The organism is Martelella sp. NC20 (genome assembly GCF_013459645.1).
In the GTDB taxonomy this organism is placed as follows: Bacteria; Pseudomonadota; Alphaproteobacteria; order Rhizobiales; family Rhizobiaceae; genus Martelella.
In genome coordinates this window covers 1640004-1665889 of sequence record NZ_CP054861.1, presented here as the reverse complement: position 1 = coordinate 1665889, position 25886 = coordinate 1640004, and the positions used below count along the sequence as shown (strand labels likewise).

General features: G+C 61.8%; 25 protein-coding genes and 2 pseudogenes. 14 read left to right on the top strand and 13 right to left on the bottom strand.

All coding sequences use genetic code 11. The features are described from left to right. Genes HQ843_RS08050 through HQ843_RS08030 form a run of 5 tightly spaced genes read right to left on the bottom strand, consistent with a single transcriptional unit; the run spans position 1 to position 4315 of the window. Positions 1-894, bottom strand: a complete 894-nt coding sequence (locus HQ843_RS08050) for a polysaccharide deacetylase family protein (protein WP_180899016.1) — start codon at positions 892-894, stop codon at positions 1-3. Beyond that, positions 891-1643, bottom strand: a complete 753-nt coding sequence (locus tag HQ843_RS08045; RefSeq protein WP_180899017.1) for an SDR family NAD(P)-dependent oxidoreductase — start codon at positions 1641-1643, stop codon at positions 891-893. Before HQ843_RS08045 ends, HQ843_RS08050 begins: the two co-directional genes overlap by 4 nt. After that, positions 1634-2653, bottom strand: a complete 1020-nt coding sequence (locus HQ843_RS08040) for a ketopantoate reductase family protein (protein WP_180899018.1) — start codon at positions 2651-2653, stop codon at positions 1634-1636. Before HQ843_RS08040 ends, HQ843_RS08045 begins: the two co-directional genes overlap by 10 nt. Beyond that, positions 2650-3351 carry a creatininase family protein gene (locus HQ843_RS08035; protein WP_180899019.1) on the bottom strand — a complete coding sequence of 234 codons (702 nt, stop codon included), beginning with the start codon at positions 3349-3351 and terminating at the stop codon, positions 2650-2652. The genes HQ843_RS08040 and HQ843_RS08035 overlap by 4 nt, the downstream gene beginning before the upstream one ends. After that, on the bottom strand, positions 3323-4315 hold the full coding sequence (locus HQ843_RS08030) for a GntR family transcriptional regulator (RefSeq protein ID WP_246710312.1): 993 nt from the start codon (positions 4313-4315) through the stop codon (positions 3323-3325). Before HQ843_RS08030 ends, HQ843_RS08035 begins: the two co-directional genes overlap by 29 nt. Before the next feature lie 186 nt (positions 4316-4501). Between HQ843_RS08030 and HQ843_RS08025 the strand changes: the two genes are divergently transcribed. The 7 genes from HQ843_RS08025 (at position 4502) to HQ843_RS07995 (ending at position 12994) form a co-directional block, all read left to right on the top strand. Continuing rightward, a complete protein-coding gene (locus HQ843_RS08025; protein WP_180899021.1) occupies positions 4502-6073 on the top strand; it encodes an ABC transporter substrate-binding protein in 1572 nt (523 codons plus the stop codon). 163 nt (positions 6074-6236) lie between these two features. Continuing rightward, positions 6237-7211 carry an ABC transporter permease gene (locus HQ843_RS08020; RefSeq protein WP_180899022.1) on the top strand — a complete coding sequence of 325 codons (975 nt, stop codon included), beginning with the start codon at positions 6237-6239 and terminating at the stop codon, positions 7209-7211. Then, complete coding sequence (locus HQ843_RS08015) at positions 7211-8122, top strand: ABC transporter permease (protein ID WP_180899023.1); 912 nt, start codon at positions 7211-7213, stop codon at positions 8120-8122. The genes HQ843_RS08020 and HQ843_RS08015 overlap by 1 nt, the downstream gene beginning before the upstream one ends. After that, on the top strand, positions 8119-9084 hold the full coding sequence (locus tag HQ843_RS08010; protein ID WP_180899024.1) for an ABC transporter ATP-binding protein: 966 nt from the start codon (positions 8119-8121) through the stop codon (positions 9082-9084). Before HQ843_RS08015 ends, HQ843_RS08010 begins: the two co-directional genes overlap by 4 nt. Beyond that, the gene (locus HQ843_RS08005; RefSeq protein WP_180899025.1) at positions 9081-10112 is read left to right on the top strand and encodes an ABC transporter ATP-binding protein; all 1032 of its coding nucleotides are present in this window, start codon (positions 9081-9083) and stop codon (positions 10110-10112) included. Before HQ843_RS08010 ends, HQ843_RS08005 begins: the two co-directional genes overlap by 4 nt. Beyond that, positions 10109-11599: a carboxypeptidase M32 gene (locus tag HQ843_RS08000; protein WP_180899026.1), complete on the top strand. Its 1491-nt coding sequence runs from the start codon at positions 10109-10111 to the stop codon at positions 11597-11599. Before HQ843_RS08005 ends, HQ843_RS08000 begins: the two co-directional genes overlap by 4 nt. Positions 11600-11977: 378 nt before the next feature. Further along, complete coding sequence (locus HQ843_RS07995) at positions 11978-12994, top strand: IS110 family RNA-guided transposase (protein WP_180899027.1); 1017 nt, start codon at positions 11978-11980, stop codon at positions 12992-12994. 102 nt (positions 12995-13096) lie between these two features. On the opposite strand, the pseudogene HQ843_RS29995 reads toward HQ843_RS07995, so the two are convergent. After that, a pseudogene (locus HQ843_RS29995) lies at positions 13097-13378 on the bottom strand (transposase); the annotation flags it as partial. 128 nt (positions 13379-13506) lie between these two features. Between HQ843_RS29995 and HQ843_RS07985 the strand changes: the two are divergent. The 3 genes from HQ843_RS07985 to HQ843_RS07975 are packed head-to-tail and all read left to right on the top strand — an operon-like array spanning position 13507 to position 16369. After that, entirely contained in the window at positions 13507-14445 is a 939-nt protein-coding gene (locus HQ843_RS07985) for a carbohydrate ABC transporter permease (protein ID WP_180899029.1), read from the top strand. Continuing rightward, on the top strand, positions 14445-15272 hold the full coding sequence (locus tag HQ843_RS07980) for a carbohydrate ABC transporter permease (RefSeq protein WP_180899030.1): 828 nt from the start codon (positions 14445-14447) through the stop codon (positions 15270-15272). Before HQ843_RS07985 ends, HQ843_RS07980 begins: the two co-directional genes overlap by 1 nt. A gap of 8 nt (positions 15273-15280) precedes the next feature. Beyond that, positions 15281-16369 carry an ABC transporter ATP-binding protein gene (locus HQ843_RS07975; RefSeq protein WP_180899031.1) on the top strand — a complete coding sequence of 363 codons (1089 nt, stop codon included), beginning with the start codon at positions 15281-15283 and terminating at the stop codon, positions 16367-16369. Here the strand turns inward: HQ843_RS07975 and HQ843_RS07970 are convergent. From HQ843_RS07970 to HQ843_RS07955, 4 genes are all read right to left on the bottom strand, one after another. Continuing rightward, positions 16341-16517 carry a hypothetical protein gene (locus HQ843_RS07970; protein WP_180899032.1) on the bottom strand — a complete coding sequence of 59 codons (177 nt, stop codon included), beginning with the start codon at positions 16515-16517 and terminating at the stop codon, positions 16341-16343. The two genes, HQ843_RS07975 and HQ843_RS07970, sit on opposite strands and share 29 nt — an antisense overlap. Before the next feature lie 30 nt (positions 16518-16547). Beyond that, complete coding sequence (locus HQ843_RS07965; RefSeq protein WP_180899033.1) at positions 16548-17345, bottom strand: DNA-binding transcriptional regulator; 798 nt, start codon at positions 17343-17345, stop codon at positions 16548-16550. Positions 17346-17415: 70 nt separating this feature from the next. Beyond that, positions 17416-18258 carry a fumarylacetoacetate hydrolase family protein gene (locus tag HQ843_RS07960; RefSeq protein WP_180899034.1) on the bottom strand — a complete coding sequence of 281 codons (843 nt, stop codon included), beginning with the start codon at positions 18256-18258 and terminating at the stop codon, positions 17416-17418. A gap of 3 nt (positions 18259-18261) precedes the next feature. Beyond that, the gene (locus tag HQ843_RS07955; protein WP_210275234.1) at positions 18262-19698 is read right to left on the bottom strand and encodes a bifunctional 3-(3-hydroxy-phenyl)propionate/3-hydroxycinnamic acid hydroxylase; all 1437 of its coding nucleotides are present in this window, start codon (positions 19696-19698) and stop codon (positions 18262-18264) included. Positions 19699-19745: 47 nt separating this feature from the next. Between HQ843_RS07955 and istA the strand changes: the two genes are divergently transcribed. Together istA and istB are read left to right on the top strand one after the other, a co-directional pair. After that, positions 19746-21242, top strand: coding sequence for an IS21 family transposase (gene istA, locus HQ843_RS07950; RefSeq protein WP_180899035.1), 1497 nt, complete (start codon positions 19746-19748; stop codon positions 21240-21242). Continuing rightward, positions 21239-21997 carry an IS21-like element helper ATPase IstB gene (gene istB / locus HQ843_RS07945; RefSeq protein ID WP_180899036.1) on the top strand — a complete coding sequence of 253 codons (759 nt, stop codon included), beginning with the start codon at positions 21239-21241 and terminating at the stop codon, positions 21995-21997. Before istA ends, istB begins: the two co-directional genes overlap by 4 nt. A 256-nt stretch (positions 21998-22253) precedes the next feature. On the opposite strand, the gene HQ843_RS07940 is transcribed toward istB, so the two are convergent. Continuing rightward, a complete protein-coding gene (locus tag HQ843_RS07940; protein WP_246710409.1) occupies positions 22254-22622 on the bottom strand; it encodes a DUF2182 domain-containing protein in 369 nt (122 codons plus the stop codon). Between the two features lie 71 nt (positions 22623-22693). Here HQ843_RS07940 and HQ843_RS29400 point away from each other — a divergent pair. Beyond that, positions 22694-22870, top strand: a pseudogene (locus HQ843_RS29400) (short-chain dehydrogenase/reductase); the annotation flags it as partial. Between the two features lie 66 nt (positions 22871-22936). Here HQ843_RS29400 and HQ843_RS07935 read toward each other — a convergent pair. Together HQ843_RS07935 and HQ843_RS07930 are read right to left on the bottom strand one after the other, a co-directional pair. Further along, entirely contained in the window at positions 22937-23983 is a 1047-nt protein-coding gene (locus HQ843_RS07935; RefSeq protein ID WP_180899037.1) for a serine hydrolase domain-containing protein, read from the bottom strand. Beyond that, the gene (locus HQ843_RS07930; RefSeq protein ID WP_180899038.1) at positions 23964-24920 is read right to left on the bottom strand and encodes a LysR family transcriptional regulator; all 957 of its coding nucleotides are present in this window, start codon (positions 24918-24920) and stop codon (positions 23964-23966) included. The genes HQ843_RS07935 and HQ843_RS07930 overlap by 20 nt, the downstream gene beginning before the upstream one ends. 111 nt (positions 24921-25031) lie before the next feature. On the opposite strand from HQ843_RS07930, the gene HQ843_RS07925 reads away from it, so the two are divergent. Further along, the gene (locus HQ843_RS07925) at positions 25032-25874 is read left to right on the top strand and encodes a transporter substrate-binding domain-containing protein (RefSeq protein ID WP_180899039.1); all 843 of its coding nucleotides are present in this window, start codon (positions 25032-25034) and stop codon (positions 25872-25874) included. The last annotated feature ends 12 nt before the right edge of the window (positions 25875-25886 follow it).

Below are 25886 nucleotides of genomic sequence, written 5' to 3'. Positions count from 1 at the left end.
TTACTCCTTCAGCCCGGCTTCCTGAGCGCAGTAGCGGGCGATATCGGCATGGGTGGCGATCCAGCAGTCACCCTTCGCGGTGATGTGGGACAGTAGTTCTTCCAGGATGAAGATGCGCGAGCGATACCCGGTGATGTGCGGATGCATGGTCAGAAGGAACATGCCGCCTTCCTCATAGGCCCCGTCGAATTCACGGCGGAAGATGTCGAGAACATCGGTCGGCGGCGTATAGGGGCGCTGGGCGCCAAAGCGGTTCATCATGAAATAGACGGCATCATCGCGGATCCACTCGACCGGCAGTTCGACAATGCCGGTGGCCTCGCCATTGTCGAGGATCTCGTAGGGATCATCGTCGGCGAAGAGCGAGCTGTCATAGAGAAGGCCAAGTTCACGTGCGATCTTCAGCGTCGCGTCGGAATAGTCCCATGAGGGCGTGCGCATGCCGACGGGGCGGGTGCCGGTGATCTTTTCCAGCGTATCGGCGGACCGCAGCATCAGCTCGCGCTCCTTGTCGGCGGGCACCTGTGCATTGCGCTCGTGGATCCAGCCGTGAAGCGCGATCTCGTGGCCGTCCCCCACAAGCGAACGCTGTTCTTCCGGATGCAGCAGGGCGGAGACGGCGGGCACGAAGAAGCTCGCCTTTGCGCTGTAGCGATCGAGCGCTTTGCGGATACGCGGAATGCCGCGTCGGGCACCGAATTCGCCCCAGCTGAGGCGGGCCGGCGACTGCCCGCCATCGCGCAGTTCATTGGTCTCGTGGTCGCTGTCGAAGCTCAGCGCCACGGCGCAGCGCGCGCCGCCCGGCCAGCTTTTCGGCAGCAGGCTCTTGCCCGCGCGCACCTGATTGACCCGGCCCCGCCAGGTCGCCTCGTCCCATTCATAGGGTTCGCTCATGCATGGCCTCCATCGACCGAAAGGATTTGTCCGCTGATCCAGCTTGCTTGCGGCGACGCCAGGAATGTCACGGCGTTGGCAATATCGGCCGGCTGACCAAGGCGGCGCATGTGAATACTGCTGATGACCGCCTTCTGCCGCTCCGGCCCGAAGGCCGCCCATTGCTTTTCCGTGGACGGATTGGAAAGAATGAAACCCGGCGCCACGGAATTGACCGTGATGCCAAAGGGGCCGAGCTCGAGCGCCAGTTGTTTCGTCAGGCCGACGAGAGCATGCTTGGCGCTGGCATAGGCCTGGATACCGGTGAGGCTCGGCCGCAAGCCCGCGCCTGATGATATGGTGATGATCCGGCCTGCGCCGCGCTCCTTCATGCCGGGAGCAACGGCCTGCGCGCACCACATGGCGGCATCGACATTGGCCTGAAAGATGACGCGCCAGTCATCCTCGCCGATCTCTTCGATCGGGCGGCCTGCCTGGCCGCGCACGCCGCCGGCCGATGTCACAAGCCCGTCGATCCGGTCATATTGCGCAAGCACCGACCGGATTGCCTGATGCGCACCGTCTCGCGTTCCGAGATCCCCCTGATGTAGACTGATGCCGTCCCTTTCCAACGACGCCATTCCGGCACCATCGATATCGATGGCAGCAACCTCGGCGCCCGAGGCCTTCAACTGACGCGCAATCGCTGTGCCGATGCCCATCGCCGCGCCGGTGACGGCAAAGACTTTTCCGCTAAAATCTAGCCGCACAGCGGCACCATCTCGTCAACGAGCGCAGAAGATTGCGGCCGCTTTCCATCCTCGATATCGTGGATAAGGCCGACCATTTTTGAAAGAGCCGGAACGGCAATTCCATGTGAGGCCGCAAGCGGGAGCATGATGCCGATCTGCGCGTCAACTTCCGTCTTGCGTTTGCGCACGGCTAGGTCGCGCCAGATGCCGGAATGGGTCTTGGCCGTCTTGCGGTTATGCGCCACCATCCTGTCGAGCGCGATGCGCATGCCTTCCGGGTCAGCCGCTAGAAAGGCCACCGGATCAAACCCGTTGAAGCCGAGCGGGCTGACGCCTTCGGCGGCCGCAAGCGTCATGACTTCATGGCCGAGCCTTTCATACACCACGCGGTGTTCGGGCCGCGCCATGGCATCCGACATGGAATCGGGCGTCAACGCGGTGCAGAACAGCAGCGAGCCGTAGCCCATCTTGCCCCAGAGATAGCCCCAGATATTGTCGGTCGCCACCGCGTCCGGCTCGACCAGCGCAAGCAGTTTCCGAACCTCGGCGGCACGCGGCGTCATTGTGCCATCGAGTTCGCCGACAGCGACGGCGGCCCGATTGCCATAAAGAATGCGCCCCGGCTCCAGCCAGTCGGCGCCGAAATTGACAAAGCAGCCGACCGTATTTTCAGCGCCGATCTTCCCGGCAATCACCTTCTCATTGAGGCCGTTCTGGGCGGAAACGACATAGCCGCCCTTGGCCAGATGCGGAACCAGCATGTCGAGCGCATCGGCCGTATGATGCGCCTTGACCGCCAGAAAGACGCGGCTGAACTGTCCTTCAAGTTCATCGGGCGTGCTGGCCGGCAAAACCTGCGTGAATTCTTCCACCGGACCTTCGATCCGAAGGCCCGTTATGCGCATCGCGGCAACATGTTCCGGCACGATATCGACCATATGAACATCATGGCCGGCGCGGGCGAAGTAAGCGCCGAGGACGCCGCCGATCGCGCCGGCGCCCCAGATCAGGATTGGTGAATGACTCATGCCCACGCGCCTTCGATCAGAGCGCGCGTCTCTTCTACAGCGACGGTCCAGATGCGCTCCATGTCTTCATCAGGGCGCTGATAGAAACCGCCATAATTGCCGTCGCCGATCAGTTCGCGCACGCCGGCGGAATTGCGATCGCGCAGCCGGTCGAAATCGACATAAGGCTTCTGTTCGGCTGGCATTTCGCGACCGGGGAGCCGCGTCCAGGGGAAATTTTCCATCCAGCTTGCATGGCTTGCGACGGGGTCTATCTCGCGCACGGTCGCCATCGTCTTCGGCGCCCGCCACCAGTCATGAAAGCGGCAGCGCGCGCCTTCGTGGCGCTCCATCCACTCCATGGTCGCCGGCTGCACCGGCGTATTGCCGCCATGGCCGTTGACGATGAGAATGCGGCGAAAACCAGTGACATAAAGACTGTCGAGGATATCGGAGAGGAGCGCCGCATAGGTCGAAAGCTTCAGCGTTACCGACCCCGGAAACGCCATGAAATAGGGCGTCAGCCCGTATGCGACCGCGGGAAAAACCGGAACGCCGAGCGGCGCGGCTGCATCGGCTGCGACCTTTTCGGAAAGGATGCTGTCGACCGACAGGCTGAGCCAGGCATGCTGTTCGGTACTGCCCAGCGGCAGGACGCAACGGTCATCCGTCTTCAGGTATTCTTCGATTTCAAACCAGTTGCTTTCGGAAATTTTCAACGTTGCCCCTCCGTTTTTTCAGGATTTTTGTTCTGTACGCCTCAATGGTGGGAAGCAGTTCCTTCCGCACGGCGTGGATATCGGGCGTGTGGCGATATTCAAATGCCTGCTGATCGGGACGCAGTGTTTCGAGCAGATAGTCCGCACCGGTCGCATAAACCAGCACATCGGCAGCGGCGATTGCCGCTTCCACATCCGCCGCGCCGCGCACCGCGATCTGCAATTCGGTGATATGCGGCCCGAAACGCCGGATACCCGCTTTCATCATAGTGACGAATGTATCGAAATATGAATAGCCGACGACGCGCGCATCGGTCGAAAGCGAGGCAAGCGCGACCCGCGTGGCTTCATCGGGAATCAGGGTAACGCCGGTAATGGGCGTATCGGTGAAATGCGCTTTCGCCGGCTCCAGAAGGCTGCGCGGCGAAATCACGAGATCGACCTGTTGCGGATCGATGCTGGCAAGATCGTCCATGGTGGCGATCGACAACTGGTCTCCGGCGGCCAGGTGCGGGCGCAGCGCCCGCGCATAGGCTTCAGTGGCCTCAACGAAATTACCGAGGATGAGAAGTCGCATATTGACGTGCGTCTGACGCGACATCATCGACACCCGCGTGGCAAGTTCGGAGGGGTTGATCCCGCACTCGCGGGAAAGCTCGACCAGTTCGGCAATCTTCACATCGAGTTCGCGCAGCCGGCCGGCATTGGCGGAAAGCGACATGCTCTTCACGAACGTGCCTGAGCCCACCCGGCCTTCAATATTGCCGACCTCCTGCAATGCGGCATAAACGGTGCTGACGGTCACCGGCGATATTCGCAACCGGGTCGCAAGAGACCGTACCGAAGGCAGACGCGCGCCCGATGGCAGGTCGCCGGAAGCGATGCCGAACTCCAGCGCGCCGCGCAACTGAACCGAAACCGGAACCGTCGATGAACGGTCGACGGCCTCAATGATACGATCCATGGCCTGATCAAATTGTGCCTGCGTGTCTGTCATAGTGTTATAATGGATAAAAACACTCGGGCTGCCAAGTCATCAATCTGACATTTTTTGAATGACCGAACGGCATTTTTGTATTAACTCAGACTTGACTGTATCAATTTTTGCGCCCTACTGTATCAGAATAATGAAACAAAGGGGAACAAACATATGACGAAATCATTCCTGAGATCCGCCGTCGCGGCGCTGGCTATTCTGGCGGCTGCGCCCGCTGTCTATGCCGAAGACCTGATCATCGGCCTGCGCGCCGGTCCTGATTCCATCGACCCGCACTGGTCCACGCTTGGCAGCCAGGCTGAAGCGCTCCGCCATATCTATGACACGGTTGTCGATGTTGACGACAAGCTGCAGCTGAAGCCCGGCCTTGCTGTAAGCTGGGAGCCGATCGACGACATGACCTGGGAATTCAAGCTGCGCGAAGGCGTGAAATTTCATGACGGCTCGGACTTCACCGCCGAAGACGTCAAGTTCTCCATCGAGCGCATCCCGGAAGTCACCGGCCCGATGCCGATGACGCTCTACACCAAGTATGTCGACAGTGTCGAAGTCGTCGACGATTACACGCTGCGCGTCCACACCAAGGGCACGGCCCCTGCCCTGCCGAATGACTTCACGCGTCTCTTCGTCGTGCCGTCCGAAACCGGCATGGAAGCCCGCAACGAGGAATTCAACTCCGGCGAAGCCGCCATCGGCACCGGCCCTTACAAATTCGTTTCGTGGGAGCCGAAGGGCGACCTCGTGCTCGAGCGTTTTGACGGATACTGGGGCGAAAAGCCGGCATGGGACAAAGTTGTCCGCCGCGAAATTCCCGACGACGCCGCCCGCGTTGCCGCGCTGCGCTCCGGCGATGTCGACCTGATCAACTATGTTCCGGCGTCCGACTATCTGGCGTTCCAGAACGACGACAGCCTGGAAACCTTCATCTCCGACTCGATCTACATCCTCAACATTGCGCCCAGCGTGAAGGACGAGGAGCCGCAGCCGGTCACGATCAACGGCGAGCCGGTCGACGGCAACCCGCTGCAGGACCTGCGCGTCAGGAAGGCGCTCGACCTCGCCATCAACCGTGACGTTCTGGTCAATGTCGTGCTGGAAGGCCTCGGCAGCCCGGCCAACCAGCTGATGCCGGAAGGCTTCTTCGGTTATTCCGACAAGCTTGGCGAGCGCGAATACGACCTCGAGCAGGCCAAGGCGCTTCTGGCCGAAGCCGGTTATCCGGACGGTTTCGAAATCGACTTCACCTGCACCAACAACCGCGTTCCCGGCGATGCCGTGGTCTGCGAAGCGCTGGCGCAGATGTGGGCCCGCCTTGGTCTGAAGGTCAACGCCCAGGCACTGAACGGCACGGTCTTCTTCCCCGCCGCCGCGCGTGAGGAATACACGATGACCATGTCGGCCTGGGGTACGCTCACCGGCGAGGCCGCTTATACCTACGGTGCGCTGGCGCATACCAAGGACGCGGAAAAGGGCTTCGGCAACTTCAACCGAACCGGCTATTCCAATCCGGAATTCGACAAGGTCTTCGACGAGGGCACCCAGACGCTTGACGTCGACGCGCGCAAGAAGCTCTACGAGGATGCCTCCTACATCGCCATGGAAGACCGGGCTTTGATCCCGACCGTCATCCTGCAGACCGTCTGGGCCGCCGACGCCGACACGCTCGAAATCATGCCGCGCGTCGACCAGGAAACGCGCGCCTACGAAATCAAGCCCGCCGAATAAGGCGGCGCGCCGAACGCTCGTGCGCCAGGGCGTTCACGGGCTGCGGCCGGGCTGGCCGCAGCCGCTCATCGGCGAATGATGACCGGCCAGATGGCCGACGGCGCCATTCGTGCGATATTCAGCGCGTCGCAAATACGCGCATGCTAAAATCCAAGAGGCTCGGATGCTTGGCTTTCTCGTCCAGCGGCTGCTGCAGGCCGTTATCGTCATCTTTGCAATGTCGATCATCGTGTTTCTGGGCGTCTACGCCATCGGCAATCCGATTGACGTGATGATCGATCCCGGCGCGACCCAGGCGATCCGCCAGAAGCTGATCGAACAATACGGACTCGACCAACCGCTCTGGCATCAATACCTGACCTTTCTGTCCAATGTCGTTCATGGCGATCTCGGCACGTCGATGGTCTACAATGTGTCGGTCATCAAGCTGGTGTTCTCCAGGCTTCCGGCGACCATCGAACTGGTCTTCGTTGCCGTGATGATCGCGACCGTGATCGGCATTCCGGCCGGCATTTATGCGGGCTACCGCCCCAACAGCCTGGCCGGCAGGGCGATCATGGCGCTCTCGGTTCTCGGCTTTTCCGTCCCCACCTTCTGGATCGGCATGCTGCTGGTCATGGCCTTTGCCGTCAATCTCGGCTGGCTGCCATCGGGCGGACGTGGCGATGTGGGCTCGATCTTCGGCTTGCGCACCTCGCTTGCGACCGTGGATGGCTGGAGCCATGTCATCATGCCGGCCTTCAACCTGTCGCTGTTCATGATGGGGCTGCTCATTCGCCTTACCCGCGCCGGCATGGTCGAGGCGATGCAGACGGATTACGTGAAATTCGCCCGCGCCCAGGGCCTGCCCGACCGGCAGATCGTATTCCACCATGTGCTGCGCAACATCTCGATCCCGATCGTCACCGTCTTCGGTCTGGAGCTTGGCTCGACGCTTGCCTTCGCCGTCGTCACCGAAAGCGTCTTCAACTGGCCGGGTATCGGCAAGTTGATCATCGACAGTATCCTGCAGCTCGATCGCCCCGTCATGGTTACCTATCTCGTTCTCGTGGTGATCCTGTTCGTGCTCATCAATCTCGTCGTTGACATCGTCTACGCCCGGCTCGATCCGCGTGTGCGACTGAAAGGAGGCAAGTGATGGCCGATGCAACGCTCGTGGCCGCGCCGGTGGAAACCCGCCCTGCCCGGTTTCGCAATTTCTGCTCCGACTTTGCCCGCTCTCCGGTCGCCGTCGTCTCGCTGATCATGATCGTGCTGTTGCTGTTCGTATCGTTTGCAGCGCCGCTGGTCTCCCCGCAGGATCCCTATGACATGGCAAACCTCGACTGGATGGACGCTTTCCTGATGCCGGGAACCGTCGGCTCCGGCGGCTATACCCATATTCTCGGCACCGACAATGTCGGCCGCGACATGCTGTCGGCGATCTTTTACGGATTGCGCACCAGCTTCGTCATCGGACTTACGGCCGGCCTGCTGGCGCTGGTCGTCGGCATATGTCTCGGTCTGTCGGCGGCCTATTTCGGCGGCCGGATCGAATCCTTCCTGATGCGCATCGTCGATCTGCAATTGTCGATGCCGGCGATCCTGCTGGCGCTGGTGCTGGTTGCCGTTCTCGGACAGGGCGTCGGCCAGATCATCCTGGCGCTGGTGATTGCCCAATATGCCTATTTCGCCCGCACCACCCATGGCGCGGCGACCGTTGAGCGCGGCAAGGACTATATCGAGGCCGCCCGTTCGACCCCGCTTCCCACGGGCCGCGTTCTCTTCCGCCATCTTCTGCCGAATGTCCTGCCGCCGCTGATCGTGGTTGCCACGGTGCAGGTCGCAAGCGCAATCGCATTGGAGGCGACGCTCTCCTTCCTCGGCGTCGGCCTGCCCTTGACCGAGCCCTCGCTCGGCTCGCTGATTGCAAACGGCTTCAAATATATCCACACGGATCGCTACTGGTTGTCGATCTATCCGGGTCTCTTTCTGATGGTGACGGTGGTGACGATCAATCTGGTCGGCGATCAGGTCCGCACCGTTCTTGACCCGAGGCGCAGCCGATGACCAAAGCGCTGGACGTCCGGGGCCTGACGACCCGGTTTGAAACGCGCGGCGGTGATGTCACCGCCGTCAACAATGTCAGCTTCTCGGTCGAGCGCGGCCGCATCATGGGCCTTGTCGGCGAAAGCGGATCTGGCAAGAGCGTCACCGGTTTTTCCATCATCGGCCTCGTCGAAGAGCCCGGCCACATCACCGCCGGCGCGGTTCTGGTGGAAGGCCAGGACCTGCGCGCGCTCAAGCCCGAGGCGCTGCGCAAGCTGCGCGGCTCCAAGGTTGCGATGGTGTTCCAGGACCCGATGATGACGTTGAACCCCGTCCTGCGGATCGGCGACCAGATGGCGTTGGCAGTGCGCGTACACGAGAAGATGTCGAAGCGCGATGCCTGGGAGCGCGCCCGCCAGGCACTGGAAACCGTCGGCATCCCCGCCGCCCGCGAAAGGCTGAAGGCCTATCCGCACCAGCTTTCCGGCGGCATGCGCCAGCGCGTGGCGATCGCCACTGCGCTTCTGCACCGCCCGGCGGTGATCATCGCCGATGAGCCGACGACGGCCCTCGATGTCTCGATCCAGAGCCAGATTCTCGCCGAGGTGCGCAGGCTTGCCGACGAGACCGGGACGGCCATCGTCTGGGTTACCCATGACCTTGCCGTCATATCCAGCCTCGCCGATGATATCTGCGTGATGTATGCCGGCCGGATCGTCGAGCGCGGCGCCGCCGAAGAGGTGATCTCCGCCCCGCGCCATCCCTACACGGTGGGCCTGATCGGCTCCGTACCGAGCCTGCATGAACCCGGAACGCGTCTGCCGCAGATCCCCGGCTCGACGCCGCAGCTTGCCAACCTGCCGTCCGGCTGTCCTTTCCGACCGCGCTGTCCGCGCGCTTCCGATATCTGCGCCACAGAGCCGCCTGTGAGCGAAGCCGGCAGCCATTCGGTATCCTGTCATCACCCGGTGGAGGCCCCATGAAAAAGCCGCTTCTGACGATCGAAGGCGTTCACAAGCGCTTTACCCGCAAGCCCGGCCTCATCATTCAGGGCATCAACAGGATTGCCGGCAAGCCCTCGGGCGAAACCGTGCACGCGCTTTCCGACATCTCGCTGGTCGTCGCCGAAGGCGAGGTTCTGGGCCTTGTCGGGGAATCGGGCTGCGGCAAATCCACGCTTGGCCGCATCATCTCCGGCATCTATACGCCGAGCGATGGCCATGTCTTTCTCAACGGATCGCCCGTTGCGCGCAAGCGCGGCAACAATGTCGAAAAACTCACCACCAAGGTGCAGATGATCCATCAGGATCCGTTCGCAAGCCTCAATCCGCGCATGAAGGTCGGCGAGACGATCGCGGAAGGCCCGCGCATCCACCATATCGTCAAGGCGAACAAGGTGCGCGCCCGCGTGCGCGGCCTGCTGCAGCAGGTGGGCCTCGAGGGTGCCTACGCCGACCGCCTGCCGCACCAGTTTTCCGGCGGCCAGCGCCAGCGTGTTGCAATCGCCCGCGCACTCGCCATGGAGCCAGAACTGTTGGTGCTGGACGAGGCGGTCGCCTCGCTCGATGTTTCTATCCAGGCCCAGGTGCTGAACCTGTTCATGGATCTGCGCCTCGAACTCGATCTCACCGCCGTCTTCATCAGCCATGACCTTTCGGTCGTCCGCCATGTATGCGACCGTGTGGCGATCATGTATCTCGGCCGCATTGTCGAGCTTGCCTCGGCGGAAGAGCTCTATGCCACCCCGCGCCACCCGTACACGAAGGCGCTGTTCGCCTCGATCCCGAAGCTTGGGGCGGGGCGCGGCTCGTTCCAGCCGATCGAGGGCGAGATCCCCTCGCCGCTCAACCCGCCGAAAGGCTGCGCATTCCATCCGCGCTGTCCGATGGCCGGGCCGCGATGCAAGATCGAACTGCCGCGTCTGGAGCCGGCGGAAGGTGGAACGGCATCGGTTGCCTGCCACCTCAATGACGGCGGCACCGGCGCCACAGCAAAACCGGAGGCAGCATGAACGCGTTCACAAACCGCATCGCCGAAATCAATGACCTTCTCTCAGCCGTCAACCTGCTGCAATGGGATGCGCGGGTGATGATGCCCGCCGGCGGGGCCGAGACCCGGGGCCAGCAGATCGCCACGCTGAAGGCCAAGGCGCGCGAAATGCTGCTCGATCCTGCAATGGCAGATGCCGCCGAAGACATGCTCGCGCAAACCGCTGATGACCGCGAGCGCGGCGCCGCCGAGGCCGTGCTTGCCGCCCGCAAATGGCATCTGGGCGTACCGTCCGCCCTGTTGCGGCGCCAGGATGAAATCTCGGTGCTTGCCGGACGCGCCTGGGAAAGGGCGCGCGCGGATGGCGATTTCGCCCTGTTCCGCCCGCACCTTGCCGAGATCATTTCGCTGGCGCGTCAGATGGCCGAGACCATCGGTTATGACGCGCATCCTTATGACCCGATGGTGCAGATCTACGAACCCGGCGAGACCGCCGCCTCGCTGAAGGCGCTGTTCGACGACCTGCGCGACGGCATCAAGCCCGTGCTCGAGGCCGCGCTCGAGCGCCCGAAGCCGCGCACGGATTTCCTCTATCGCGACTATCCCGCAGAACAGCAGAAGGCCCTGTGTGCGGAGCTTGCCGAAATTCTCGGTCTCGATTTCAACCGCAGCCGGCTCGATACCGCCGTCCACCCCTTCGAGATTTCCTTCACCCGCCAGGACGTGCGCATCACCTCGCGCTGGAACCCGAACTACCTGCCGATGTCGATCTTCGGCACCATGCACGAGACCGGTCACGCACTCTACGAACAGGGCGTTGATCCGGCGCTGAACCGCTCGGCGCATACGACTGACCTGATCGGGCTTTATGCCGTCGGCGGCAGCAGTTTCGGCATGCACGAAAGCCAGTCGCGGCTCTTCGAAAACCACATCGGCCGCTCCGCCGATTTCTGGGCCCTGCACTTCGAACGGCTGAAGCGGCATTTCCCGGATCAACTCGCCGATGTCAGCGAGACGGAATTCGTTCATGCCGTCAACCGGACAGAACCGGGTCTCATCCGCGTCGAAGCCGATGAACTAACCTACGACCTGCACATCATGCTGCGGGTGCGAATCGAAATGGCTCTGATGGACGGTTCGCTTGCCGTCGATGATGTGCCGGAGGCCTGGAATGCCGCCATGCGCGCGGACCTCGGCATCGACGTGCCCCATGACGGGCTCGGATGCCTGCAGGACGTGCATTGGTCGAGCGGCTATATCGGCTCCTTCCCGACCTACACGATCGGCAATGTCACGGCTGCCCAGATCATGGCAAGGCTTGATGAGACGGAGACTCATCTTCGCGCGGCGGCCAGGGCGGGCGATCTGGCGCCGCTTTGCGACAGGCTCGGCGAGATTGTCTGGTGCCATGGCCGCTCCAGAGGCCGCCACGCGGTGCTATCGGCCATCGACGCGGATGCGGGAGATTGCAGCGCATATGTGAACTATCTGCGGGAAAAATTCGGATAGCGCATCGTTGTCGCCAAAAACGCCGCCGCCGCTCAGACCGACTGTCGACCCTCTGCAGGGTTCGCCGAGCAAGATGCCCGCCTTGTCTCCTGCCGGGAGGACAAGCCCTTTGTCTCGGTTGACGATCTCTAGCGCCGTGCCGGTATTACGGCACCTTACGCGACGGCCGCTGGATCAATGTCGCTGGCCTTGTTCTCGCGCGTCGGCGAGGGGGAACGACTTTGCGGCGCTGCATAGGTTCTTAAAGCCCGAACAGCAGCGTTTTTCCTAAATAGAACTGAAACATAGAAAGGAATTGAACTGATACGGTGGATGCCCCACCCAGCGGCATCGAGTATACCCAGACGGCTCTATATTCACCGAGCGGAGGGCGCATCAATGACATCGAAGATCAGCATTCTGGCGATCGACCTAGCAAAAGGCAGCTTTCAGGTTTGCGCAGTCGGACCCGATGGGAGAGTTATCTATAACCGGGCACTTTCTCGGAAGCGGTTGGCGACGTTTCTGGGCGAGCAGCCGGCCTGCGTAGTTGCTATGGAGGCATGCGCCACGTCGCATCACTGGGGCCGAATGGCGCAGTCTCACGGTCACGAAGTGCGTCTGGTGCCGGCGGCGTATGTGAAGCCGTTCGTCAAGCGCCAGAAGAATGACCGCGCGGATGCGGAGGCTATCGCAGAGGCGGCCATACGTCCGACTATGCGGTTCGTGGCGGTGAAGAGTGCCGAAACCCAGGGCCGTGCTGTGGCGTTCCGCACCCACCAATGCCTGGTCCGGCAGCGCACGCAGCTCATCAACGCGCTCCGGGGACATCTGGCCGAGTTCGGGCTGGTGGCGCCGAAGGGACCAGCGAGCCTGAAATTACTCGAGAATGCGCTGGCGGACGAGAGCAGCGACCTGCCTGACCCGGTTCGGGAGATGGGGGCGGTGTATCTCGAGCAGATCGCGCGGCTGAGCGACGTGATCGAACGGCTAGCAAGCGAGTTGGAAGATGCATCGAAGACAGATTGTGAGTTGCGGCGGCTTTGCACCATCCCCGGGATCGGCCCCGTGACGGCAGGCGCCGTGGCGGCGTTTGCGCCCGACCTCGACACTTTTGACAGTGGGCGGAACTTTGCGGCCTGGCTGGGTCTGGTCCCACGGCAGAGGTCCACGGGGGGCAAGGCCAGGCTGGGGTCGGTCAGCAAGATGGGACAGACCGATATCCGCCGACTACTAATCGTCGGAGCGATGAGCGTGATCCGGTGGGTCGTCCGAAAAGGTGGCAGTTCGAATCGCTGGCTCGCTGCTCTCGTGGCACGCAAGCCCAGGATGGTCGCGGCCGTTGCGCTGGCGAATAAAATGGCCCGGATGATCTGGGCCATGACGACCAAGCAAGAGGATTATCGAATGGCGTGACCTGAAACCGAGAAGGGAAAAGGCACGACATGGCCGCAAGGCCTAGGTGAGCGATCGGCGAGGAGTACGCGACAAGGACTTCGAAGTTCAAGGCAGGGAAATTCAGACCCGGGGCTCGAGCGCTTGCAGCTCTCTGAACCGATGTGAACCCAGCTTTCCGAACAGCATACCGGCCCGTGGCGTCATCGGAGGCCACAATCTGAGGCCTGACACACGTCCGATCGAAGACCCCGCCGAAAAATCGAAGATTAGGCTTGCCAAACAGGGGGCATCCACACACGTCCTCTTCGGCGGGAAATCATGCGGCAGCAACGCCCATTGGCTACCCGATTGCAGCAGGTAGAAGATGGCATCCATCACGGCTTGCGCTGAATACCGCGGCCGGGGAGATTCATGAGATTCTCGAGAAGTCCGGTCGCAAGACGGGCATGCTGAACCCGCTCTAAGTCACCCTCTCAAAACAGAAATCCGGGGCCGCCAGCGGCGGCCCCGCCCTCTGGCCGGAGTTCTGCATGTCGGACAACACACAGCCACGCTCACATATTGGCAAAACGGGCCCGTTCGAGCCGTTATGGGCCTTTGTCGATCGTCATTTCAAACTGCTGGCGATCCTGCCAGCCGCCGCCTTCTTTCTGGCGCTGAGCGTGTTTCCGCTGATCGAGCTGTTCCAGATGGCGGCCTCCACGATCACCTTCGAAAACAGCAATCTCGTGCGCACGCCGGCGCTTATGGAAAACCTCGGCAAGCTCGCCGACGACTGGATTTTCCGCAGGGCGATGGTCAACACGCTGATCTTCGTTCTGGTCGCCACGGCTTTCGAGATGGTGTTCGGATTTGCGCTGGCGCTGGCCGTCAGCGAGGTCGTGCGCGGTCGCGGGCTGGTGCGCACCGGCATGCTTCTGCCGATCCTGATCCCGCCGGTTGCCATCGGCAATATGTGGCGGCTGATGTACAATCCGGAATTCGGCGTCATCAACTGGCTTCTGGGGCTGGTCGGCATTCCCCCGATGGACCTGCTCGGATCGACGGGCACCGCCCTGATCGCCGTCATCATCGTCGATATCTGGCACTGGACGCCGCTGGTGTTCCTGATCCTGCTGGCAGGCCTCGAGGCGCTGCCGGAAGAAGTCATGGAGGCGTCCTCCATCGACGGCGCCAGCTACGCCCAGAAACTGCGCCATATCGTCATTCCGCTGATGTGGCCGGCGCTGATGGTCGCCTTCATCTTCCGCTCGATCGTCGCATTCAAGGTGTTCGACCAGATCTATCTCCTGACCTCCGGCGGACCCGGCACGGCCACCGAAGTCATCAGTCTCTACGTCTACAAGGTCTTCTTCAAGCAGAACCAGTTCGGCTACGGCGCGCTGATCGCCCTGATCACGATTGCCATCGTCTGCGCTTATCTCGGCGCCTTCGCGCTGGCGCAGCGCCGTCTGGCGAGGGCGCGCTGATGGTCCGGAAACCGATAAAGAACGGGCTCGTCTGGGCGCTGGTCGCATTCGCGCTGCTGCTCGTCGCGGCCCCGTTTCTCTGGATTGTCGTGGTTTCGCTCAAATACCAGATCGCGATCCTTATGGGACAATTCCCGTTCGAGGCGACGTTCTCGAACTATCAGCAGGTCCTGTTCGGCCGCAGTTCGGACTTTTTGAAAAACCTCCTGAACAGTCTGATTGTCGGCATTGCAAGCACGGTTGTGGTACTGGCGATCGGCACGCTTGCAGCCTATTCTCTGGCGTGGCGGCGCAGTTCCGGCCTTATCAGCGCGATCTTTCTGGCATGGACGCTGACCTTCAATATCGTTCCGCCGATAACGCTTGTCGGCCCGTGGTATGTCATGTTCCGGCAGGTCGGCCTGTTCGACACGCTGACGGCGCTCGTTCTCACCCACATCGTCATCAACCTGCCCATGACGATATGGCTGATGATGGCGGCCTTCGACAATATCCCGAGGGATCTCGAACAGGCGGCGATGATCGACGGATGCCGGCGCACCACCGCCTTCCGCAAGATTTTGCTGCCGCTCGTGGTGCCCGGCCTGATCGCCGCGGGGCTGCTCGCGTTCATCTTCTCGTGGAGCGAGTTTTCGATCGCCCTCAACCTGACCGCAAAGGACACGATGACCGTGCCCGTCGCCATTGCGGCCTATGCGGGACAGTATGAAATCCAGCATGGCCAGATGGCCGCCGCATCGGTGCTGTCGGCGCTGCCGGCGATCGTGCTGATGTTCCTGGGCCAGCGCTTTATCGTCCGTGGCCTGACCGCAGGTTCGGTGAAATAGGAGACACAATGTCCACTGTCGAGCTTCACTCCATTTGCAAGAATTTCGGCCGGTTTCAGGCCCTGCGCGATATCAGCCTGTCGATCGCCGAAGGAGAATTCGTGGTGCTTGTCGGCCCCTCCGGCTGCGGCAAATCCACCCTGCTGCGCATGATCGCAGGACTTGAGACGATCTCGTCCGGGACGATGAAGATCGGCGGCGAGGTGGTGAACGACATGGAAGCGCGCGAACGCGATATCGCCATGGTTTTCCAGTCCTATGCGCTCTATCCGCATTTCAGCGTCGATGAGAATATCGGTTTTCCGATGAAGATCCGGGGCGAAAGCGGCGAAGCGCTCGACGCCCGCGTCAGGGAGATATCGAAGACCATCGGCATGGACGCACTGCTCCATCGCAGGCCAAAGGACCTTTCCGGCGGGCAGCGCCAGCGGGTTGCGATGGGCCGGGCGATCATCCGCGATCCGCGCGTCTTTCTGTTCGACGAGCCGCTTTCCAACCTCGATGCCAAGCTGCGCGTGGAAATGCGCCGCCAGATCCGTCAGCTTCACCGCAGGCTCGGTTCGACCTCGATCTACGTCACCCATGATCAGGTCGAGGCGATGACGCTGGCAGACCGGGTCGTGCTGATGAAGGACGGCGAGGTCCAGCAGGTCGGCCCGCCGATGGAACTCTACACCCGTCCGGCAAACACCTTCGTCGCCGGCTTCATCGGTTCGCCGGAAATGAATTTCATCGATGCACGGATCGCGCGGCGCGATGGGCGAAAGGTTTGCGTCTTTGCTGGCGGGCAGATCATCGAGCCGGACAGACAGACGGAGCACTTGCCCGAAGGACCGGTGACGCTCGCCATACGCCCGGAAGATATCGCCCTGTCGGAAACCGGCATTGCCGGCGCGGTTCACGATATCGAGGTGCTCGGATCCGAAACCCATATGGAAGTGGATATCGGCGGCACGATCGTGACATGCGCACCGCGCGGCATCATGCCGCTCCGGCTGGGCGAGACGGTTCACATCGCGCCGGACCGCGACAAGCTGCATTTTTTCGACAAGCAGACCGGAAAACGCCTCAAGGCGTGGTGTCAAAGCAAACCTTGAAACCCTGCTTCGTGTCGCGCCTCTGCCACAGCCGGATGATGGCGCGCAGCAAGGCGGCGCAATTGCCTAGTTTGTCCGCCTCGACAGCGCGCTCATAGGCGTCGTCGCGCGCGGTGATCATGCCGTTCCGCCGCCGCGCGGTGATCATGCCGTTCCGCCGCCGCGCGGTCTGACCTGTTCAATCGCCGCCCTTCAGTGCGCGGGCGATCCGGCCGGCGATCTCGGTCAACGGCGTCTGGCCGAGTTCCAGCGCATCTCTGGTCGTCATCGCCGAGCGGATCCAGATCATTGAAACGCAGCCCAGCAGCCTGTCAGGCGCGAGGACAGGGACGGCGAAAGAGGAGGTCTGCGGACGGAACTCGCCGCCGTCGCGGACCGCGATGCCGCTGGCGCGGGTCTCCCCGAGCATGCGATCGAGCCAGGCCTTCTGGAGAAACGGCAGGTCCGCGGGATCGCCAAGCCGGCGCAGATGCTCCAGAATGTGATGGCGTTCATCATCGTCGCAAAAGGCGAGATAGGCCCGCCCCGCCGAGGTCCGCAGCATGGGCATGCGGTAGCCGATCATCGCCCGGTCGATGGACAGGGGCGACCTGTTGTGGGTCGTCTCCTGAATGACCATGCTGAAGTTGTCGTGAACCGACAGATCGAGCGGCCAGACGAGCTTTGCGGCATATGCGGAAAACACCGGGCCGGCCGCCTGGCAGAGCTCGGAGGTCACCGCATAGCCATCGCCGAGAGCGGCGGCAAGCCGGGTTACCCGCACAAGGCTCGAAGTCGGCGACAGCGCGACATAGCCGGCCTCCTCCAGCGTTTCGAGCAGGCGATAGACTGTCGGGCGCGGAATATCGAGCGCACGGGCGATTTCGCCGACGCGCGCCGCACCGTTTGCGTTGATATGGCGCAGAATTGCCAGACCACGCGTCAGCGCGCGCACACTGTCGGTTTTCCCGGCCTTTTTCGAGGTCGTTTCATTCATCCGGCAAGTGTCGCACGCGCCGCGCGATTGTAAAGGCATCCGGCATTCGACGGTCAGGTCGCGCGGCGCTTTATGCCTCCGCCTTCACCGGATTGACGAGCGTGCCGATCTCGGAAATCTCGACCTCGCAGACATCGCCGTCGCGCATCCACAGCGGCGGATTGCGGCGCGCGCCGACGCCGCCCGGCGTGCCGGAGACGATCACATCGCCCGGAAGCAGCGGCAATATCGTCGAGCAATAGGCGATCAGTTTCGGGATCGAGGTGATCAGCAGCGCGACATCGGTATCCTGCACCACCTCGCCGTTCAGCCGGGTCTGCAGATGCAGGCGCGCCGGGTCGGGGATTTCGTCGGCGGTCACCATGAACGGCCCGAAAGCGCCGGTTCCGGCAAAGGTCTTCCCGGGCATGAACTGATGCGTGTGTTTCTGCCAGTCGCGCACCGAGCCGTCATTGTAGCAGGCATAGCCGGCCACATGAGCGAGCGCGTCCTGTTCCGCGATCCGCCGCCCCGGCTTGCCGATGATCACCGCCAGTTCGCCCTCATAGTCGAACTGTTCGGATTCGAGCGGCCGGATCAGTGGCGCGCCATGGCCGATCTGGCTGCCGGCATAGCGGGCGAACAGGACCGGATTGACCGTTTCCTCACGTCCGGTTTCGACCACATGGGCATGATAGTTCAGTCCGACGCAGATGATCTTGTCGGGATCGGGAATGACCGGCAGATGCTCGACGGCGTCGAAGGCATGATCCGGCGTATCGTTTTCAAAGATTGCCGCGCGGGCGGGATCGCCGGCGGTAAGGAAAGCGCGCAGCGTCTTTTCGGGCAGGCGTTTGCCAAGGTCGACAATCCCCGCGCCGGTGACGAGGCCGTAGCTTTCGGTTCCGCTGGAGGCAAAAGAGCATAATTTCATGGGTCAGGCCATTTCCGGTTGTTGGGTTCTACAAGGGGCGGGGAAGACGCGTGTCAGAAGCGCTTCCAGTTCGGCCCGGCTGTTGGCCGCGCCAAGCGTGTGCCGGTCCGGACGCAGCACCGTGGCTTGCGCGCCGAGACGGGCGAGATGATCGGCGGCATCCGGCGAGGTATCGGTCGTCACAAGACCGACGTCTTCGGGAAGGTGCAGCCCTTCCGCCAGTCCTGCTTCCGCGACGACCACGAAACGGTGCTTCATCGCATCGTCCATCAGCCGGCCATCCGCAAGCGTCGGCTGGCCGAACAGGCGGCCGGCCAGGGGACCGATGCCCAGTCCCGGCCCGAGCGGCGGCGCTATCGATTCCATGCGGGCCGTGCCATCGGTGGAGGGAAGAGCGGCCTCAAGCGCTTCCTTCGTGCCGCAGGTATTGATCAGCCCGCCAAGCCGGACAGCGGTTGTGATATATTCGCGCGCATTCGGCTTGCGCTCGCTTTCATAGCTGTCGAGCAGGCGCTCGGCCTCCGCGCCGGCGACCTTCTCATTGCTGACGAGCGCCAGTTTCCAGTAAAGATTGGCGACATCGCGGGTTCCCGCGCACATGCCCTGCCCCATGAAGGGCGGCGTCTGGTGACAGGCGTCGCCGACCAGGAAAAGACGGCCCTTGCGCCATTTGTCGGCAACCAGCGAGTGAAACACATAGACGGCGGCGCGCTCAAGCTCGGCCTCCTCCGGTTTCAGCCAGGGCGACAGGATCTCCCAGACCCGTTCCGGCTTCACGATCTCGACGGAATCCTCGTCGGCCAGCACGGTCAGTTCCCAGCGCCGCCTGAGCCCCGGTCCGCGCACATAGGTCGCCGGGCGCTCGGGCACGCAATACTGGATCGAATGGTCGCCAAGCGCCGGCTTGTCCTCGTTGAGGATCACGTCGACCACCAGCCAGCGCTCGTGAAAACCATAGTCCTCCATATCCGTCTCGATATAGCGGCGGATGATGGAGCGGGCGCCGTCGCAACCGACGACATAGCCGGCGGTGATGTGTTCGACCTTGCCGCGGCTCATATCCTCGTAGCGCAGTTCAACTAGGTCGCCGCGATCCTCGACGAAGAAGACGTCGGCACGGGTGCGCACGGACACCTCCGCCTGATCCGCCAGACGACTGCGCAAAAGGTTTTCGAGATCCGGCTGATGGAAGCGGTAGTTCGCCCGCCAGCCCTGCGGCCCCGTGCCCTGTGGACGCGGCCAGTCGAGCAGCAACCTGCCGTCCGGATCGACAAAGCGCATGCCGGGATGCAGTGCCGTCAGCGGCTCCATATCGGCGGCGATCCCGATCCACTGGAAGACCCGCATGACCTCGGCATCGAAATGTGAGAACGGCGGTGCAAAAGTCGGCCACGGAAGCGGCGGAATAATTCGTCCGCGGGCGGAGTAAAATCCGGCCACCTATTTTCCTTCTGCAATGAGCGCAGGAGGGACAGAGGATCTACACCGTGGAACTTTATCTGAAGGTTCGTCTGGCCGTCTCGGAAGGGATGAGCCGACGTCAGGCAGCCAAGCACTTCAACATATCCCGCGACAGCGTAGCGAAGATGTTGTCGTATTCGACGCCTCCTGGCTATCAGCGACAATCACCGGTCCGGCGGCCGAAGCTGGACGCGTTCGTTTCAACGATCGACCACTGGTTGGACGAAGACAGACACGTACCGCGCAAACAGCGCCATACAGCCAAGCGTGTGTTTGACCGGCTTCGTGATGAGTGCGGGTTCACCGGCGGCTATACGATTATCAAGGGCTATATCCGGGAGCGGGAACAGCGCCGTCAGGAAGTCTTCGTGCCGCTTTCTCATCCGCCCGGCCATGCGCAGGCCGATTTCGGTGAGGCGACGGTCGTGATCGGAGGTGTCGAGCAGAAAGCCCATTTCTTCGTACTCGATCTTCCGCATAGCGACGGTTGCTATGTGCGGGCTTATCCGGCGGCGGTAGCCGAGGCTTGGGTCGATGGCCACGTCCATGCGTTCGCCTTCTTCGGGGCCGTGCCTCCATCAATCGTCTATGACAATGACCGCTGCCTTGTGGCGAAGATCCTGCCTGATGGCACGCGCAAGCGGGCAACACTGTTCAGCGGGTTCCTGTCCCATTATCTGATCCGGGATCGCTATGGCCGCCCCGGAAAGGGTAATGACAAGGGGAATGTCGAGGGCCTCGTGGGCTATGCGCGGCGTAACTTCATGGTCCCCATCCCGCAGTTTCCAACGTGGGATGCGTTCAATGCCTTTCTGGAAGAACAGTGCCGCAAGCGCCAGCGCGACAGGCTGCGTGGTGAGAGCGAGATGATCGGTGAACGGCTGCAGCGTGATCTGGCTGCCATGCAGTCCTTGCCAGCCTCCCCATTTGACGCCTGCGATCAGGCCAGCGCCAGGGTCACGGCACAGTCTCTCGTTCGCTACAAGACGAACGACTATTCCGTACCCGTCGCCTACGGTCACCAGGACGTCTGGGTCCGAGGCTATGTCGACAAGGTGGTGATTGGTTGCCGCGGCGAGATCATCGCCCGCCATCCCAGGAGCTTTGATCGGGAGGATGTCATCTTCGACCCTGTGCATTACCTGCCGCTGATCGAGCAGAAGATCAATGCGCTGGATCAGGCAGCCCCTTTGCAGGGCTGGGATCTGCCGGAGGAGTTCGCGACACTGTGCCGTCTGATGGAAGGCCGCATGGCAAAGCATGGCCGGCGAGAATACGTGCAGGTTCTTCGACTGCTGGAAAGCTTCGATATGGCTGACCTGCATGCGGCGATCAAGCAAGCCATTCATCTCGGTGCGATCGGCTTCGACGCCGTCAAACATCTGATTCTTTGCCGGGTGGAGCGCCGGCCGCCGCGACTTGATCTGTCGATCTATCCCTACCTGCCGAGAGCAACCGTGGAGACGACATCGGCGAAGGCGTATATGGGCCTCCTGTCATCGGGGAAGGGAGAAGCGGCATGAGCACCGAAGCACCCGAGATCCTGCTTGCCCACGACCTCAAGAGCCTGAAGCTGCCGACCTTCCAGCGGGAGTATCAGAAACTGGCCCGGCTTTGCGCCACCGAGGGCGTTGATCATATCGGATACCTCACCCGGCTTGCCGAGCGGGAAATGATCGAACGGGATCGCCGCAAGGTCGAGCGCCGTATCAAGGCAGCCAAATTCCCGGTTGTCAAAAGCCTCGACAGTTTCGATTTTACCGCCATACCGAAGCTCAACAAGATGCAGGTGCTGGAACTGGCCCGCTGCGAATGGATCGAGCGTCGCGAGAACGTCATCGCTCTCGGCCCCAGCGGAACCGGGAAGACGCACATAGCGCTCGCCCTTGGCCTGGCCGCCTGCCAGAAGGGCCTGTCCGTTGGCTTCACCACAGCAGCTGCCATGGTCAGCGAGATGATGGAGGCCCGTGACGAGCGGCGTCTCCTACGTTTCCAGAAGCAGATGGCAGGATACAAGCTGCTGATCATCGACGAACTTGGCTTCGTGCCGTTGTCAAAGACCGGCGCGGAGCTGCTGTTCGAGTTGATCTCGCAACGCTATGAGCGGGGCGCCACCCTGATCACCAGCAATCTGCCCTTTGACGAATGGACAGAAATCCTGGGATCCGAGCGACTGACTGGCGCTCTGCTCGACCGCGTCACCCACCACGTCAACATTCTCGAAATGAATGGCGACAGCTATCGTCTCGCCCAAAGCCGCGCCAGAAAGGCTGGCTGAAACCCTTCAGAAAATCGCTACGCCGGTATGAGACCCCCGCTCGGGCTACGCCCTCCCGCGGGTCTCATACCGGCGTCCAAAGTGGCCGACTTTTGCTCCGCCCCGTGGCCGGTTTTTACGCCGCCGTTGACATACCGGCGTGTCCGGATCGGGCAAATCGTCGCTTGACCTACACGACGAGGCAGCAGGACGCCCGGCCTTCTGATGCCAGGCGGTTCGCCGGATGCAAGGGACAACTCATGGATATTCCCGGCGTTCAAAATATGCTTCGGCAGATGCTGGAGCCGTAAATCAGCGGGTCCTTCAACAACGGTGCTGTATCTGGAGAAACTGCTATCCATCCGCCCATGACGACGAGGATGGAGGCTATCGAGAATGCCGTCACCCTGCCATATGGCATTACCTTTTCTGCGAACATGAAGACTGTCAGCAATGCCATCCAGACGAGGTTCATGGTGCCGACGGCGAACATGACACCCATCATGGCCCAGCAGCATCCGACGCAAACAACTGCATGACGAGCGCCCATCTGGAGCGCGCCAAGTTTGCCCGGCTTCCAGTAATGCGCAAGAAACGCAAGCGGGGAACGGCAATGGTTGAGGCAGACTTCCTTTAAGGGCGACACCTGATAGAGCCCGGCGCCAATGAGGACGCCGCCGACAACGAGCGGTCCTCGCTGGTACCAGGACAGAAAGGCTATTGGGCGACCCCGACAAACTGGCCGCAGCAGTGCTGACACTGATCGCTTCCGACAATCCACCGCCGTAGCTATTGCTGGGAAGCGACGCCCTTAAACTGGTGAATGAACGGATTGAACGCATGAATGAGGAAATTGCCGCGTGGGAGGAGCTCACCCGCTCGACAGATGGATGAGCGGGCGCACGGCGCCTGCGCGGCAGCAGCGGCCAGCGCGTTGCCATGCCGTGCCTTCACCGGTGCTCATGCGCGATCGTATAGGCCGAAAAGCCCTGCGGCTATTCGAAAAACATCGTTGGCCGTATTGTTGGAAAAGACCGCGATCAGCAGATCGTCATTGAGGCTGTAGATAAAATAGCTCCGGAACCCGACAATGCTACCCTCATGCATGATCAGGTCGCCGCTTCTCATCACGCCAAAACCGTAGCAGGCCGGGCCGCGCAGATCGCGTCCAGGCCAGCGCGTCGCATCGATGGGCACGACCGGCTGAAGCATGCGCTCAAGGGATGGTTTCGTAAGCTCCGGAAGCGCCATGCGCCTGTAGACGCTCACCCATCGCGCAAAATCATCCGCGGTGGTCACCAGACCGCCATCGGCGGGGGTGACGGGCAGAGACACGATGTCATCCGCGACATGCCCGCAGGCGCTATCGTCCCACCGAAGACCCGGAGCGTCGTCCGGCCGCGACCGGAAGCCTTCGTCATGAATTTCGGAATCCGCCATGCCGAGGGGATCCAGAAGCTCTTGCCTGATATAGTCGCCGTAACGACGCCCTGTGCCATGCTCGATGATCTTGCCGAGCAAGGTGAAGCCGATGTTTGAATATTGAAACCGCGCGCCGGGCGCGAAGTTGAGCGGGCTTCCCATCGCCTCCCGGATCATGCCGTCGATTGTCGCGGAAAACGCCCATCCATCTACAACATCGTAGTATTCGCGGACGACCGCGTAATCGGGGATTCCGCTGGTGTGGGTCAGAAGATGGCTGAGGGAAATTTCGCTCCAGATGCGCGCGCGGTACGTCTCCGGCAGCAGGGCGTTGATCGGCTCATCGAGTTTGATCGCCCCGGTCTCTACCAGCTGCATGATGGCTACTGCCGTGAATTGTTTTGTGAGCGAACCGACGTGCAGCCGGCGGTCCGTCCGGTTCGGCTGAACCTTTCCTGACGGCCCATAGGCGCGCTTGTGAACGGTCCGCTCCCGGGACGTGACCAGAACGACGCCGGAAAAGTGTTCGCTTGCAACCATCTCCCGGAGAAAGGCTTCCGCGTTGTCATCGAGTTTTTCGCTCAATCCGGCCCCCTGCTGCTGAATGTCTTTTCTGCCCGTGCAGGGCTTCGGACGCGAAGCCTGCAAGCTCGCGAATGAAGAAGTCGATGATCGTGGACGGTTTTTCGGCCGCCCGCGTGGCGATCACGAATGTCGACCGGATCGCGGTCGTCCCGGCCATCAGCGGGCGGAAAATGCCCTGCTGGACACGCTCCTCGGCGAAGTGATCCGGCAGATAGCCGAGATAGCGGCCCGACATGACGAACATGGCCTGGGCTTCCATGTTGGAGGCGGTGGCGCGGGCGCGCGCTTTCGGAAAATGCTGCAATTCTCTCATATTGGCATAGGGCCTGACGACGAAATCGAACGCTTCGATCCGGACCACGGACAGCGCCTCTTCCGCCACCGCAAACAACGGATGACCCTTGCCGCAATAAAGCGAGTGGGCCTCCTCCCTGAGGCGGGAAAGCTGCAATCCCTGATAGGGCTGGGTCTCGGGAAGGATCGCGATATCGAGACCGCCATTTGCGATCTCGGTCAGGAGCGCGTCGGGGGTATCGATCGTCAGCTCAACGCGCGCTTCCGGCGCTTTGTCGGCGATGCGGGCAATCACCTTGTGGATCGGCATATCCCGGTCGGTGATCGTATTGTCCACCAGGCCGAGCCGCAGCGTCCCGGTGATGCGGTTCTTCAGCGTCCCGATCTCGCTTTCAAAGGCGTTGAGCGCCAGAAACAGCGTCTTCGAGCGCTCATGCAGCATCGCGCCGCGATCCGTCAGCTCAAAACCGGATCGACCCCGCCGGCAGAGCGTGAACCCCAGTCTCTCCTCAAGCGCCTTGATGTGAAAGCTCACCGCCGACTGGCTGAGGCCAAGCGCGATCTGCGCGCCGAGGAAGCTCTGGTGTTCGACGACAGCGCGGAAAACGGTGAGCGAGCGAAGGTCGGTCTGGGCAAGCTGCATATCGCAATTACATCAATTTTCCTGATATGAGTTCCATATCTTTCCTATTTTTCTGCCTCTATGTCCATGCTCTTCTCGGTTCCAGTCATTACAAAAAAGGGGAACGGAACCATGAAAAGCGTGTTGAACCCGAAATTCCTGCTGATCGGCGCTGCCATCGCAGTCAGCCTTTGTGCAAACATCGCCAGCGCCGAGGATCTGCTCGACAGGATCAAGGCGGACAAGGAATTCACCGTCGCGACCGAGGCCCGGTTCGCGCCGTTCGAATTCGTCGAAAATGGCCAGATCGTAGGCTATTCGGCCGATATCATGGTGGAAATCATGAAAGACCTGCCCGGCGTGGAACTCAACCGTCTCGACCTGCCATGGCAGGGCATTCTGCCGGGTCTCGCCGCAAGCCGCTTCGACTATGTGGTAACCTCCGTCACGGTCACGCCGGAGCGCATGCAGGCCTATCACCTCTCGACGCCGATCGCCGATGCGACGATGGCGATCCTGAAACGCAAGGGCGACACGGAAATCACAGCGCCTGAAGATATCGCCGGCAAGGCGGTCGGCTCCCAGGCCGGTTCCGCGCAGCTTGCAGCACTCGAAACCTTCGCCGACACGCTGAAATCCGGCGGCGGCGCGGTGACGGTAAAGACCTACACCGATTTCACCGAAGCCTACGCCGATCTCGCCGCAGGCCGCATTCAGGCGGTGGTGAACTCGCTGCCCAATCTTCTCGAAGCCGCGCGCCAGCGACCCGATGTCTTCGAGGTGGTTCTGCCGACCTTCGGACCCAAGACCTATTTTTCCTGGGCCGGCCGCAACGATGCCGACAGCGACACGCTGAACGCGTTCATGGATGGTGAACTCGCCAGGCTCAACGAAACCGGCAAGCTTGCCGAGTTGCAGACGAAATGGTTCGGCGCGCCGATGGAGCTGCCGCTCTCCCTGCCGGCCGCCGAGTAAGCGAAAGCGAGG